Source organism: Puia sp., from assembly GCF_036500295.1.
Taxonomy (GTDB): domain Bacteria; phylum Bacteroidota; class Bacteroidia; order Chitinophagales; family Chitinophagaceae; genus Puia.
Genome location: NZ_DASYCH010000053.1, coordinates 1 through 14,387, shown reverse-complemented (window position 1 = coordinate 14,387; position 14,387 = coordinate 1). Strand labels below are relative to the sequence as shown.

Here is a 14,387-nt window from a genome sequence, read left to right as displayed (position 1 = left end):
GTTCGCATCCGTACGATTCATTCCTCTTGATTAAACCCCTCTACTGGTTTTCCCTTCTAATCTGAAAACCCTTAGTTCCGTATCCATAGCCAATGTAAGACCTGGTTTATTTTATCATTTCTTAGACTACAGAAAATGAACCTTATGGAAATCATTGTCATCTTTTCATTGGTACTGGGGATTCTCATTCTTAATCGTCCGGTCACATTGCTGTTTCAGCGCCTTTACACAAAACATCAGTTTAAAAGATTTGTCGCGAATGAGACCTTCTACCATTCGGTGGTTGCCCGGCATTTTCGCTATTACAACCGGCTGGGGTTGGATGAGCAGCGGAAATTCCTTTTCCGGACCTGGCTTTTTCAGCATTCCAAGAACTTCCACTATATAGAGGTGGAACAGTCAGCCGAGATGCCGATACTGGTCAGTGCGGCGGCCGTTCAACTGACCTTTGGGCTGGATAAGTACAAGCTCAATTATTTCGACGATATCTTCATCCTTCGCGACGACTATCACTACGGTTTCTATTCCCGGCCCTTCATGGGGCATGTCGACCAGACCGGGATCTATCTTTCCTGGGATAATTTTATGCGTGGCATTTCGGGACAGACCGCCAACTGCAATGTAGGTCTTCATGAAATGGCTCATGCCCTGGCCTATGTGAATTTTATCACCCAGACGGAAGAAGACAAACATTTCAAAAAGGAGTTCCCCAACTTCTCCAAGGTAGCCCGGCCCATCTTTACCTCCATGCAGGGGGAACATGGGATCCGGAATCTTCTGGGTGACTATGCGTCCACCAACTATCACGAGTTTTGGGCCGTCGCCGTGGAGGTCTTCTTTGAGAGCCCGGTTCAGTTCCGGCATGAGCTTCCCGATCTGTATAGGGCTATGTCACGCGTTCTTAATCAGGACCCCCTGGATTGTATCTCGGGCAGCACGACCCTGATACTCCGTTCGGAATCGGTTTCCCAGGAGGAAACTACGCTTCTATAGAATCCTTATTTCCTTGTCAGAACCTTTGTAAATCTTTTAACATCGGCATCTGCCCGGATCGGGCGGCCGGTCAAAACATTTTGTACCAGCTCATGCGCAAAATAAGGAGCCAGGGAACATCCCTTCGTACCCATTCCATTAAGTATACCTACGGCCGGAGATCCCGGATGAAATCCTACAAACGGGCGACGCTCCAGCGTAGCCGGGCGCACAGCGGCCCAGTGCTCAACAGTACGGAAGGGCTCTTTCAGCCAATCCCGCAACGCCGCCTCCGTTCGCGCCCGGAAAAGTTCCGTCGGCTGCGCATGTTCAAACGACCATTCATACGAAGAACCTGCCCAGTATAGGTTCTCGCGCCAGGGCACGAGACTGATGCCTTTCTTAAACACCAGCGCTTCGCCGGCGCCTGCCGGCCGGTCTTTCCAACCGGGTATCTCCACGATCAGGGCCTCGCCTTTATTGGGAGCGAAGGGCAGCCGCGAAAACCAGGGGTTGTCAAAACCGGCGGCCCCGTCGCAAAACACGATCCGCCGGGCTTCGATATCCCGATAGCGCACTCCTTCTTCGTCCACCCGTAATTCCGCTGATTCGAACCGCTCTTCCAGGACCCGTCCCCGCGTCTTCATCCGCTGGCGGCAGGCTTCGAGAAGGGCCGGGACATCGACAAGATAACAGGGGCCGATGAGCCCATAACCCAACTCGTAATAAAAACGGTCCAGCCAATCGCGTTCGTCGTCCGGTAATCGCAGGTAGGCGCCGCCTTCTTCCAGCCGCTTTAGAAAGGCCAGCCGCATCTGCGCCGTCGGGAAATAATCGACCACGGTCGCCGGCGAAAAAAAACGGGCGCCCAGTTCTTCCGCGGCGCGGTCATACGCTTCGCGTGCAAAGCCGAGCAGTTCGTCGATGATCCAGGTGGTGACCAGCCGGCGACCTGTCACGGGGTTGATCAACCCTGCCGCCACCCGCGATGCCGCGAAAGGGGACCCCTCATCGATGACCAAATGGGACAACCCTGCCCTTTCCAGCTCGAGATGAAGAAAACTCCCGCAAATACCCGCGCCGATGATCAGCAATTCTACTTGTCGTCCCATCCTTGGTTTGAAGTTTGCATGAAGATAGTAAATGGAGAGAAACCGGATGACTCAGCGTCTCGCCTACTATGGCTTTCGAAAAATATTCGACAGCATCAACCAGCATGGCATCCAGAAAGGGGTGGACCGCATGGGGATCGATGGATTTATCGAACATTGCGCGCGGCTGGCGGCGTCCACCGGCGCCGTCACCGGCATGGGTGGTGCTGTGACCATGATCGTCGGTATCCCCGCCGATCTGTTCAACAACTTTGCGCAACAGTTCCGGGTTACGTTGGGGATCATCTACGCCCGGCGCGGGAACTATAACGTCAGTTTTGAAGAGCTGATGTCGGTGGTCGGCGTCTCGCTGGGCCTCGAGGCGGGCCTGCTCCTGACCCGTGAGATCCTGGAGAGAGTCGCCGAAAAATTATTGCTTCGCATGGGCGCGAGGGCCGGTGGCCGCCTCATCCCCGTCGTCGGGGCCGTCGTCGGCGGCACCACCAATTATCTCTTTATAAAAGGGGTCGGTGCGTCGGTGAAAAGGATCCCCCTGCTTCCGCCATCCTAGGGGGACCTTCCGCCTCAGGGCGCGGCCTGCACATTCCGTCTTAGGGCGCGGCTTCCACATTCCTTTTTTAGGGAGCGGCTTCCACATTTACGCGGATCCCCTCGCTATGGAAGGAGAATTCCGGCGCATACATACATTCGATACTCGTCAGACCATTGCTGAAGTTGCCTGCCTGACCCGTGAAGAGCGTATATTCGAAAACATGGGTCCCCTTCGGCAGCCAGCTGAAGAAGAAATCCGTGCTGGCATCCCTGGTACTTTCGTAATACCCCAGTCCATCCTGCCATTTGTAGCTGCTGATCACATTCACCGGTTCGAAACAAGCTCCCCGCATATCCTTCATATGCACGTACTCGAGGCTGCGATCGGCGGTGATCACGATCCGCACGACGACCTTGTCGCCGGGTTTCAAAGATCCATTGTCGACAATCGGCTCCAGCACGGGCCCCCGGTCGGTATTGCGGGATAGGAACAGCTTTTTTTCGATCCGCAGGGCGGCCTTGCCCGGTGCCGGCGGGGTGATGCGGTCGAGCATGTCGAAGTATTGCCAGTAGACGGCGCCCCAGGCGGGTGAACTGCCAGTGGGGGCGGGGCCATTGGTTGGGGTGGCGCCCCGGGCGGGGTTGGCGCCGGCCGCGGCGGGGGTGGCGCCGGCTGTCTTCATCGTCACGGTTATATTTCCCATCGAAGGATTGACGAATGGGGCGTCAAACACTTTTTTGTTATAGCCGGTGCCTGCCTCGCCCGAAGCATTGGCCGGCCAGTCGATCTTTTTATCCCCCAGCGTGATGGCTACATTCCTTTCGGCATTCAGCCAGTTCTGTCCACCTATCATCAGTGCATAACAGGCATCCGCGGTCGCCTTTGTCGTGGGCCAGTTGTGCGTTTGTTTCTGTCGCAGCAGCCAGGTCTTTAGCTGCCGGTCGACGACGGCGTCCGGGGCGATCTCCCGGAAGGCCTCCACCAGCAGGGATTGGGTTTCCACGGGCGCCTGGTACCAAAAATAACCGGTCTCCATTCCCTTCCAGTACATGCCCTTCTCCTCGTCGCGGATCGCGGTCTGCTTCAGGGAAGCAATGATATCCTTCGCCGTCCGGATATCGCCGGTACGGAAGAGCGCCAGCGCGATCATGCCCTGCATATACTTCCCTTCCTGTACCCAGGTGTTCTGGCACTGCTTGCGATAATAGCTGACTGCGGGTAATATATCACCCGGAATGCCGGATTCGTTGAAGAAGCTCCGCATATACAAATACTGTATGGTCAACCGGCTGATGACGCCGGCGGTAAGCGGTCGCGCCCCACCTTTTGCCCGGAGCTTTTCAGCGGCCAATTCCTTTTCATAGTCCATGCGCACCTGCGCGTCGAGCCAGGGCAGCGCCGCTGACAGCACCATTTTTATCTTCGTTTCCGTCGAAGCGGGGAGGGCCTTTAGTCGCTGTAGGCGGCCGATACCGGTAAGGATATACTGGGTGATATACCGGTCGTCTGTGCCGCCCTCAAACCAGGGGAAGCCGCCATCCTGCGATTGTAAGCGGCTGAGGCGGTCGATCGCCGACTCCAGTTCCCGGCTCATCCGATCCAGATCAAACAGCAGCGCGATATTCTTTTTCTGCTGCTCTTCGCTTTTCCCCTGCAGTACCCAGGGGGTCTCTTCGAGCAGCACCGATTTCAACCCGGAGTTCTTTTGCAGATTGCTCAGCAATGCCGCGGTATCCGACCGCCATTTCTCAAACACCTGGCGAAGTCTGGGGGTACCGGTCACGATCTTCGTGGCCAGCGCATTGGCATATGCCCGGTTGAAGGTCTGTTCGGTGCATTCATAGGGATACTCCATCAGGTAGGGGAGGGCCTGCACGGCATACCAGGCGGGGTTGGCGGTGAACTCCACCGTCAGCGCATGGTGATTGAGGGTCTCGCTGCTACCACTTTTCAGCAACTTGTCAAAGCTGAAATGCTTTGTACCATCTCCGGGCATGTTCAAGGGGAGGCTCTCGGTCACCAGCATGCGGTTGCTTACAACAGGCAGCGTGGCTTCTTCGCCGTCGCTGTAGTTACGGGCTTCGGCGGTGACCTTGTAGGTCAGCGGCCGGTTGTATTGATAAGGAACATCCAGCGGGAAACCGACGGAGACGCTTTGATGCGCAGGCACGGTAAAGTATTGATTGGCCTGGCGATTGGTAAACCAGCCATCGGCCGTTTCGCCCGTCGTTGGATCGGTGAGTTGCAGATACATCTGTCCCGTCAGTTCCGAATCGGTGAGGTTGACCACTTTCACCGGCAATTCCATCCGGTCGCCTTCGCGCAAAAAGCGGGGGGCATTGGGTTGGACCATCAGCTGTTTCTGCGTGATGATGGATCGCTCAGAATAACCAAAGGCCAGATCGCGGGTATGCGCCAGCGTCATCCATTTCCAGCTGGTCAATGCTTCGGGCATGGTGAAGGTAAAGCTTACGTTGCCTGCGCTGTCGGTATGCAGCTCGGGGAAGAAGAAGGCCGTCTCCCGGAAGTCCTTGCGCGCCTGAACGGGCGGCGGGGCCGGAGGAGGCGCGGAGGCCACGACCTCGTCCTCTGCTAACCGGCCAGACACCAGCCCGCGCTTGTCCATGGCCGCCGAGGGCATCGCTTTTAGCAGATCGGCATGGGCATACATCTCACTGGGTGCCGATAGCGCGTTTCTATAAAGCAGCGGTCCCGCTCTCTGCGGCTGCAGCAACCGGTCATAGACCTTACTATAGAACCCCGGCCGGCGGGCGCCAAACTCCCGGCCCAGCGACCGGACCGGCGTAAACATCGCATAACCCGGCCACTCCGACGCACCGCCAAAAACCGGATAGAGGGTAGGCGTCTGCCAGCGATGTCCCCGGAATGCGTCCAGCGAAGCGTCGTACATCGCCGCCAGTACCTCGGCCGACGCCTTCTCGCCGTTGGTACCGGTGATCTTTACCTGCCATTTCTCCGTGCTGCCGGGTTGCGTTTTGTCCCGGTAGCTGGCGTAATGGATATCCAGTTGCTTATTCGACCAGGGCACGCTCACGGTCGTGGAATGCTGATAGATGCGATTGTCCCTGACAAATGCATCGAGCACCCCAAACCCGCCCCGGTCGGAATCCGCGATCGTCCATTCGTAGCTCTTCCTTTCTTTACTCAGGGCAAAGGGCTGATAGGTCTTCTCAGCCGGATGCTCCATGGTGCGGATCACGAAGAGGTCAGCGTCCGAAGACCCCATTGTCGTCGTCACCTTCTGCCCCGGCTCTGCCGTCACGGATTGCTTCGCCGGCCACACATACTGCGGATTGCCGGGCCGGCCCGTCTTGCCGTCATACAGCTGGATATACTGCTTATCCACCACCGGCTGCCCGTAATTGTCGACGGTGCTAGCCTCGAGGAGATACCAGCCCGGCGCCAGAGTTCCGCCCGGGATCGTCAGTTCCGGCTTACCCGAATCGGCGACCGATGACCTTTTTTCCCAGACCGCCTTTTCTTTTTCCCAGGTCTCTTTGTTTGTTTCTTCCCGGTATTCGTCGTGCGGAAAGGAATCGAGGAAGGTGTTCCGGGACAGCACAAAGCGGTCGGGCGGCGACCATAGCCGCGCACGGATCAGCCGCTGTGGCGCCTGTAAAGGATAAAGTGTCAGCCCCACATCGGCACCTACCGGCTCGCCCGAAAGATTGGTAGCGCCGACAGCGATCCGGACCGCACTATCCGCGGGCAACTGACCCTCCAGTGGCACCTTCAATTCCAGCCGCATAACCGTATAGCCGGCGACGATCGTCGTGCGGCCGCTTCGCGTCTCTCCGTTGACATCCGTCACATCCGCGGTCACCTCATAATCATATTCCGGCTTCGTATCCGGACTCACCTGCTCATCCGGCACGGCAAAGAACGGGATCGTGAATTTCCCCTCGGCATCGGTCTGCAGTTGGCCATGCCCGATCTCCGCCATGCTGACGGGCATGATCCGGCGTGAGAACAACCAGAGGTAATGGAAATGCGCCCGCCGGGTGATCCGGTAGACCACCGTGGCTCCATCGATCCCATTGCCCGCATAGGCTTTTGCAAAGCCGGTCACCCGGATACTGTCGCCCACCCGGTAACTGCCGGCCATCTTGTCGTAATCGACAAAGAATTTTGGCCGCTTGTATTCCTCTACCGAAAAGCTGACGGCTGTTCCGATATCCTCCTGTTGGATCGAAAAGCTCCCATTCAGCTGATGTTCCGGCAACCGGAATGCGCCATGATAGGAGCCGAAGGCATTCGTCTTACCGTCGAAACTGTCGATCTTTTGCTGATTCGAATTGAACAGGTACAGTTTTACCGCCGCATCCGTCATCAGCTTGTTCGTATGGCTGTCATAATCCTTCGTCACCTGGATACCTTTGAAATAAACGGTCTGTCCCGGCCGGTAGATCGCCCGGTCGGTAAACAGATAACCTTGCGCATGCCGGACTTCATAATCCCGCCTTTCTTCGGGCGCCGCATTACCGGTTTCGGGATAGTAATTGCCAAACACCAGGTCCCGCGGAAAATAATGGTCGCCCGCGATCGTCACCTCCAGCAGGGTAGGACCGGCGGACAGATCTTTCTTTCGTGGCAGGTGGAAATAACCCCGTGCGTCGGAGGTAAAAGCTTCACCTTTAACCAGCCGCTTCCCGTTACCGGTGTTGGGCCGGTCCCAGATGCGGACCCCGGCGCCGGCAAGCGGCTGCCCACTCTGCCGGTCCAGCACGAAAAAGTCATCGCCCTGGTTGATCCAACTGATGCGGGAGACGGCGAATCCCTGGAGACACATCACCGAACTTTTGAAACCCCAGCCCTCATCCGTACTTGCCAGCAGGGCATAGTTTCCCGGGGGCAGCGAGCCGACCGCGATCTCCACTTCATGCGACCTATAATCCTTTGTATCCGGCAGGTCCTGGGTCCAGGCGCGGATAACCGGGGTTTGCAACGCTTTTTTCCAGAATACCGTGTCATGAACATAGTTCTGCGATTCGTCGGCGGGGTCATACGCGATGAGCCGCAGGTAAAGCCGGGAGAAGTTGCGCCACTGGACCAATACGCGGAAAGGCAGATTGGGGATATTTACTTTCTCTGTCGTGAGATTGATCGTCTTTCGTTGCAGATCGTACAACAGGCGCTCGCAATGCCCCCGGCCTTCGCTGCTGTCTTTCGAGGCAAGCACCCGCTCACAGATGGTAACCGCTTTTTGATTACCGAGACTATCCTGTTGGTTGGCAGCAACGCCCGAATGACCGGCATAGTACTGCGCCTGGAGATACCAGGCTTCCGCGGAGGAAGGATGTGAGCCATACTGATCCGTTATCCGGACAAGTTCCCGGAGGTATCGCTGATCCTTTTTTTCGGAACTACCATATTGATATTCGAAGACCGCCTGTTCGATCTGCAGATCGATCAGCGCATCAGGGGTTTTATCGGCCTGATGCCGCCGGAGAAGCCGTTGCAGCAGCAACCTGGCCTGGCTTTGGCCTGAAAGACTATCCTTCCGTTGTTGATCGTTCATGGCATCGATGATCTTGAAATAATCCAGGGCGGCGTGCCCGAGCAGGTCCAGCAGGGTAGGACGCAATGCGGAGGCGTTTCCCCGGACGACGATCGGGGAGTAGTCTGTCGTCGGCGTTTGCCAAAGCTGCTGTTCGCCGGTGAGGGAACCCAGGTATAACCCGGTGATCTTTCTTTTGAGATCATTTATTGACCAGGTGGCGACATCTTTCTTTTCAAAATTGACGGTGTTGCTCCGACTGCTCAACTGATAGAAGTTGGTACGGAGGTAATCATAGTATAATCCCGCAAGGATGGACTGCAGGATCGACCGCGCCGGCTGCCGGTCATTGTCCGTCGACAGTTCGTGTTCGAGGTCGTTTATCGCGAATAGTATCCCGCTGTCGGTGCGAGTCTGTTCGAGTCGCAGCCGGTAGACGAGTCCTTTGATGAGCTGTGGATCGTTCTTCTCCCGCCGGGCAACGACGACAAGCTTGTGCACTTCGTCGAGTGCGGACTGTGTCATTCCTTTTTTCAGGATCAGCGAATCGATCAATTTCCATTTCGCGTCATAACCGGATGGGTTCGGTTGGGCGTTGACGATAAACGTCAGGGCGCAAAAGAAAGACAATACCAATACACGTCGGACACCCATGGGAAATATTTGTTTAAAGATAGTTTTTTTGAAGGATTGGCCCATTTAACAAGGTTATAACGTATTCCTTTTAAACACAATAGCTTACCCGGAATCTTATATATGAGTCTGCTATTAGGCTCCACAAAAACTTAAAAATTACTAGTATGAAAACGAAACTGACCTTTCTTCTTGCCGCCGGCCTTTTTTTCGCCGTTGGCATTCAGGCTCAGGGCCGCTATGATAATCGTCGCGATATGCATCATGACCGGATGGATGTCCGTCATGACCGCAACGATATCCGCCGTGACCGTGCCGATGTCCGGTATGACCGGACGTTTGATCGCCGTGATCTCGCTCATGACCGGCGGGATATGAACCGGGATCGCCGTGATCTCCGTTTCGACCGGCGCGATGTCTACCGTGACCGTCACTGTTTCTAGCTACGCTGTTTCTGACTACACATAGGCCATCAATGAGAAAGCCGGCCCCCGAGAGGGGGCCGGCTTTGCTATTTGTCAATTACCTGATACTATTTCTTGAACAGCCTGGCCATTGTCGAACCGATCTCCGCGGGTGTTTGCACCACGGTGATTCCGCATTCGGCCATGATCTTCATTTTCGCCGCTGCCGTATCGTCGGCGCCCCCGATGATCGCACCGGCATGACCCATCCGGCGGCCGGCAGGCGCTGTCTGGCCCGCGATGAATCCAACGACGGGTTTGCGGTTGTTATCTTTTATCCAGCGGGCGGCTTCGGCTTCCATGCTTCCACCGATCTCCCCGATCATGACGATCCCTTCTGTTCCAGGATCGTTCATCAGCAGTTCGACCGCTTCTTTTGTCGGGGTCCCGATGATGGGATCGCCGCCGATGCCCACAGCCGTGGAGATACCCAGCCCGGCCTTGGCCACCTGGTCGGCGGCTTCATAGGTGAGCGTACCCGATTTGCTGACGATACCGATCTTCCCTTTCTTGAATACGAAGCCGGGCATGATCCCGACCTTGCACTCGCCGGCGGTGATAACCCCCGGGCAGTTGGGACCGATGAGTCTTGTATTCTTACCCAACAGATAATTCTTAGCCTTCACCATATCCTGTACGGGGATACCTTCGGTGATACAGATGACCAGTGCGATACCGGCCTCTGCCGCTTCCATGATCGCGTCGGCCGCAAAAGCCGGCGGTACAAAGATGATCGACACATTGGCTCCTGTCGTCTTCACCGCATCAGCTACGGTATTGAAAACCGGCCTTTCCAGATGTGTGTTGCCACCCTTGCCCGGGGTAACGCCGCCCACTACCTGTGTTCCGTATTCGATCATTTGTGTAGCGTGAAATGTCCCTTCTGTCCCTGTAAAGCCCTGTACGATGATTTTGGATTGCTTGTTAACTAAGATTGACATGAGAGTAGATTTGATATCGTATCCTGCTGGTGATTCGGTGCGCAAAAATAGGGGAAAAAACTCATTTCAGCAATTCATCCATATTACGGTTGTTGTCGATCTTTCCCTTCGATTCGAGCATCCGCATATCTTTTGCGTCCCGGAGGAATTCCGAGGCAAAGATGAAATCGTTGAGCAGCTTGTTCTTGCTGAAGATGATCTCCTTGTTCGTCCCCTCCCATTCCTTATGGCCCTGGTACATATACATGATGTGGTCCCCGATCTCCATTACGCTGTTCATGTCGTGTGTATTGACCACCGTCGTGATATTGTACTCGATGGTAATCTCTTTGATCAGCTGATCGATCAGCAGGGAGGTCTGCGGGTCGAGGCCCGAGTTGGGTTCGTCGCAGAAAAGATATTTCGGGTTTAGCACGATCGCCCGGGCGATGCCTACGCGCTTTTTCATCCCGCCCGAGATCTCGGCCGGGAATTTATGGTTGGCGTCTTTGAGATTGACCCGGTCGAGCACCTCGTTGACCCTTTTCAGCTTCTCCGCCGGGGTGTTCTTTGTGAACATGTCCAGCGGGAAGAGGATATTCTGTTCGACGGTCATGCTGTCGAAGAGGGCCGAGCCCTGGAACAGCATGCCGATGCTTTGCCGCAACTCTTTACGATGTTCTTCATTCATCTCCGAGAAATTTTTCCCGTCGTAAACGATCTCGCCGCTGTCGGGCTCGAAGAGTCCGACCAGACATTTCATCAGGACCGTCTTGCCGCTACCGCTGGTTCCAATGATCAGGTTGCATTTCCCGGTCTGGAAAATAGCGCCTACGTCATTGATCACCGTCTTATCGCCAAAGCCCTTTTTTATATTCTTTATTTCGATCATTTGAATTTGTTTGGTCGGGTTCTTCCTAGAGCAAGACAGCCGAAAGAATATAGTCTGCGAATAAGACCAACACGCAGGACACTACCACCGACTTGGTGCTCGCGCGGCCGATCTCCAGGGCACCGCCTTGTACATTATAACCGTAGAAGGCCGGGATACTGGAAATGATGAACGCAAAGGTATAAGACTTTGCCATGGCAAAGAATACGTTATAGGGCTTGAAATATTGATGCAGCCCCTTGTCGAAGGCCGCGGGTGAAAGGATGCCCGTGAGGGTTCCCGCCAGGCGGCCGCCGACCATACCCAGCACCATCGAGATGACGACCAGCATCGGGATCACGACCGTTGCCGCCAACAGCTTGGGGAAGATGAGGTAGGATTTTGTATTGATGCCCATGATCTCGAGGGCATCGATCTGTTCGCTGACACGCATATTGCCCAGTTCGCTCGCGATCTTACTGCCTACGACACCGGCCAGCACGATACATACGAGCGTCGGGGAAAATTCGAGGATGACGGTATCCCGCACGATCTGTGCGATAGTAGAAATGGGGATCAGGGGGCTCACCAGCTGGTAGGCCGTCTGCAGGGTCGATACCGCACCCATGAAGACCGAGATGATCGCGACGATACCCAGCGAGCCGATGCCGATCTCCGAGCATTGGTGCATGAATTCCTTCCAATACATCTTGCCGTTTTCCGGCTTGGTAAACATTCCTCTTAAGGTCAGCAGATAGCTCCCGAATTCCGTAAAAAAAGTCATTATCTAAAATTATGCTTTTTAATGTCTCGCCCGTTTCCACCAGGGCGCTTTCTTTGCTTCTTCGTCTGATGTGTTCTTGCATTTTATCTGCGCGTCGACGATAGCCACCAGCGCCATATTATAGATCTGCCGGACCGAGCTTCCCAGCTGCAGGACATGGACGGGCTTTTTCAGCCCCAGCAGGATCGGCCCGATGGCGTCTGCGCCCCCGACCTCCTTCAGCAGGTTGTAAGCAATATTGCCCGCCGCGAGATTTGGGAACACCAGTGTATTCACTTCCTGATCAACCAATTCGCTAAACGGATAATTTTCCTTGATGAGCTCGTTGTTCAGCGCGACGCTTGCCTGCATTTCCCCATCGACGATCAGATTGGGTTCTTTTTTCTTGACGATCTCGCGCGCCTCGGCTACCAGGCGGGCTTCGGGCGAATCGCTCGTGCCGAAATTGGAATAGCTGAGCAAGGCAACCCGGGGTGTGAGGTTGAAATTCTGGACTTCCCGGGCTACAAGCAGTGTGATGTCGGCCAGTTCTTCCGCCGTGGGGTTGAAGTTGACCGTGGTATCGGCGAGGAACAGCGGCCCCCGTTTTGTCAACAGCAGGTACATCCCGGCAATCTTCTTAACGCCTTCCTCCGTACCGATGACCTGCAGGGCGGGCCGGATCGTATCGGGATAGTTCTTTGTCAAGCCCGAGATCATCGCGTCCGCTTCACCCGTTTCGACCATCATACAACCAAAGTACAGCCTGTCCCGCATCCGTTTATAGGCCTCGTATTTATTAAAGCCCCGGCGCTGGCGCTTCTGGAAGAAGAGGTCGCCGAAACGTCTCCGCTGTTCTTCGTATTCGTCGTTATAGGGATTGATCACCGGCATGCCTTCCAGATCGATCTGGTTGCTGGCGGCGATATGCCGGATCTTTCGTTCGTCCCCCAGCAGCATCGGAAAGGCCACGCCCTCATCGTAGAGCATCTGGGCCACTTTCAGGATCTTCAGGTTGTCGGCTTCGGCGAAGACCACCCGTTTGGGGTTCAGCCGGGCCTTGCTGCTCATCACGCGCATCAGTTGGTTGTCCAGACCCAGCCGGCGATTCAGTTCGATAGCGTAAGCCTCCCAATTTTCGATATGGGTTTGCGCGACGCCGCTTTCCATGGCTGCCCGGGCGACTGCCGGTGCGACCGTCGACAAAAGCCGCGGGTCAAGCGGCTTGGGAATGATATAGGTAGGCCCGAAAAGCATGTTCTTCTCATTGTAGGCCATGTTCACAATATCCGGAACGGGAGTCTTGGTGAGTTCGGCCAGGGCTTTTACGGCCGCCAGCTTCATCGCCTCGTTGATCTGGGTGGCCCGGACGTCCAGCGCTCCCCGGAAGATGAAGGGGAATCCCAGGACATTATTCACCTGGTTGGGATAATCGCTGCGGCCTGTGGCCATGATGATGTCCTCCCTTGCCGCCGTGGCCTGATCATAGGTGATCTCCGGGTCGGGGTTGGCCATTGCGAACACGATGGGCCTGCGGGCCATACTCTTTACCATTTCGGGGGTCACCACGTTGCCGATGCTGAGTCCGACGAATACGTCGGCGTCCTTCATCGCCTTGTCCAGCGTCCAGTCGTTCTTTTGTGTCGCAAACTTCCGCTTCTCGTCGTCGAGATCGGTGCGGTCGGCATGGATAACGCCGTCTTTATCAAAGAGGATGAAATTCTCCGGCCGGGCACCAAGCGCCACATACAGCTTGACGCAGGCCATGGCCGCGGCGCCCGCGCCGTTGATCACGAAGCGAACCTTATCGATCTTTTTCTTCTGGAGTTCGAGCGCGTTCAGCAGGGCTGCGCTGCTGATGATGGCCGTCCCATGCTGGTCGTCGTGCATCACTGGGATCTTCAGCTTCTCCCGCAGGGCCTGTTCGATATAAAAGCATTCCGGGGCCTTGATGTCTTCCAGGTTGATCCCCCCAAACGTGGGTTCCAGCGCTTTGACGATCTGCACGAACTTCTCGGGGTCCTTCTCGTTGATCTCGATATCGAATACGTCGATATCGGCGAAGATCTTGAACAAGACCCCTTTCCCTTCCATGACGGGTTTTGAGGCTTCCGGGCCGATATCGCCCAGGCCCAGCACGGCGGTGCCGTTGGTGATCACGGCCACCAGGTTGCCTTTGGCCGTGTATTTATAGACTTCTTCTACGTTTTTATAGATTTCCTTGCAGGGTTCGGCCACTCCGGGTGAATAGGCAAGGGATAGGTCCCGTTGTGTTTTTGCCTCTTTCGTCGGAACGACCTCTATCTTTCCCGGCCGTCCTTTGGAATGATATTCAAGAGCCTGCTCTTTGCGGAGCTGTTTTTTTTGCATTAAAGGTATTTACACGGACATGATTAGCGGTGCAAAATACGAAAATGCTACAAACTAGGCTTTTATCCATTTTTACCCTTCACCACCCGTTTTTTGGCCGTGGGCCGCACCCGTGAAATCACCTTTTTTCGGGCGATTTTGACATGACTGCACTATAAATGCGCATGGCTTTTATAAGTTTACACTTAAGTGGTTGTAATTCAAACTACTACACCAAGATTTGTCCCTTTTT

At 55.3% G+C, this 14,387-nt stretch carries 9 protein-coding genes; 2 read left to right on the top strand and 7 right to left on the bottom strand.

Annotation, left to right across the window (positions count from 1 at the left end; genetic code table 11):
- The first annotated feature begins 144 nt into the window (after positions 1–144).
- Complete coding sequence (locus VGM48_RS10925) at positions 145–993, top strand: zinc-dependent peptidase (RefSeq protein ID WP_331578944.1); 849 nt, start codon at positions 145–147, stop codon at positions 991–993.
- Between the two features lie 5 nt (positions 994–998).
- Here VGM48_RS10925 and VGM48_RS10920 read toward each other — a convergent pair whose 3' ends face one another.
- The gene (locus tag VGM48_RS10920) at positions 999–2,084 is read right to left on the bottom strand and encodes an FAD-binding oxidoreductase (RefSeq protein ID WP_331578942.1); all 1,086 of its coding nucleotides are present in this window, start codon (positions 2,082–2,084) and stop codon (positions 999–1,001) included.
- A 46-nt stretch (positions 2,085–2,130) separates the two neighbouring features.
- On the opposite strand from VGM48_RS10920, the gene VGM48_RS10915 reads away from it, so the two are divergent.
- Positions 2,131–2,634, top strand: a complete 504-nt coding sequence (locus tag VGM48_RS10915) for a hypothetical protein (protein WP_331578940.1) — start codon at positions 2,131–2,133, stop codon at positions 2,632–2,634.
- Positions 2,635–2,701: 67 nt separating this feature from the next.
- Here VGM48_RS10915 and VGM48_RS10910 read toward each other — a convergent pair whose 3' ends face one another.
- From VGM48_RS10910 to VGM48_RS25660, 6 genes are all read right to left on the bottom strand, one after another.
- Positions 2,702–8,788: an alpha-2-macroglobulin family protein gene (locus tag VGM48_RS10910; RefSeq protein ID WP_331578938.1), complete on the bottom strand. Its 6,087-nt coding sequence runs from the start codon at positions 8,786–8,788 to the stop codon at positions 2,702–2,704.
- A gap of 131 nt (positions 8,789–8,919) precedes the next feature.
- The gene (locus VGM48_RS10905) at positions 8,920–9,201 is read right to left on the bottom strand and encodes a hypothetical protein (RefSeq protein WP_331578936.1); all 282 of its coding nucleotides are present in this window, start codon (positions 9,199–9,201) and stop codon (positions 8,920–8,922) included.
- A gap of 98 nt (positions 9,202–9,299) precedes the next feature.
- Complete coding sequence (gene sucD, locus VGM48_RS10900; protein ID WP_331578934.1) at positions 9,300–10,172, bottom strand: succinate--CoA ligase subunit alpha; 873 nt, start codon at positions 10,170–10,172, stop codon at positions 9,300–9,302.
- 61 nt (positions 10,173–10,233) lie between these two features.
- The gene (locus VGM48_RS10895; RefSeq protein WP_331578932.1) at positions 10,234–11,043 is read right to left on the bottom strand and encodes an ABC transporter ATP-binding protein; all 810 of its coding nucleotides are present in this window, start codon (positions 11,041–11,043) and stop codon (positions 10,234–10,236) included.
- 25 nt (positions 11,044–11,068) lie between these two features.
- The gene (locus tag VGM48_RS10890; RefSeq protein ID WP_331578930.1) at positions 11,069–11,806 is read right to left on the bottom strand and encodes an ABC transporter permease; all 738 of its coding nucleotides are present in this window, start codon (positions 11,804–11,806) and stop codon (positions 11,069–11,071) included.
- Between the two features lie 18 nt (positions 11,807–11,824).
- A complete protein-coding gene (locus VGM48_RS25660) occupies positions 11,825–14,155 on the bottom strand; it encodes an NADP-dependent malic enzyme (protein WP_331578928.1) in 2,331 nt (776 codons plus the stop codon).
- Positions 14,156–14,387: the final 232 nt, after the last annotated feature.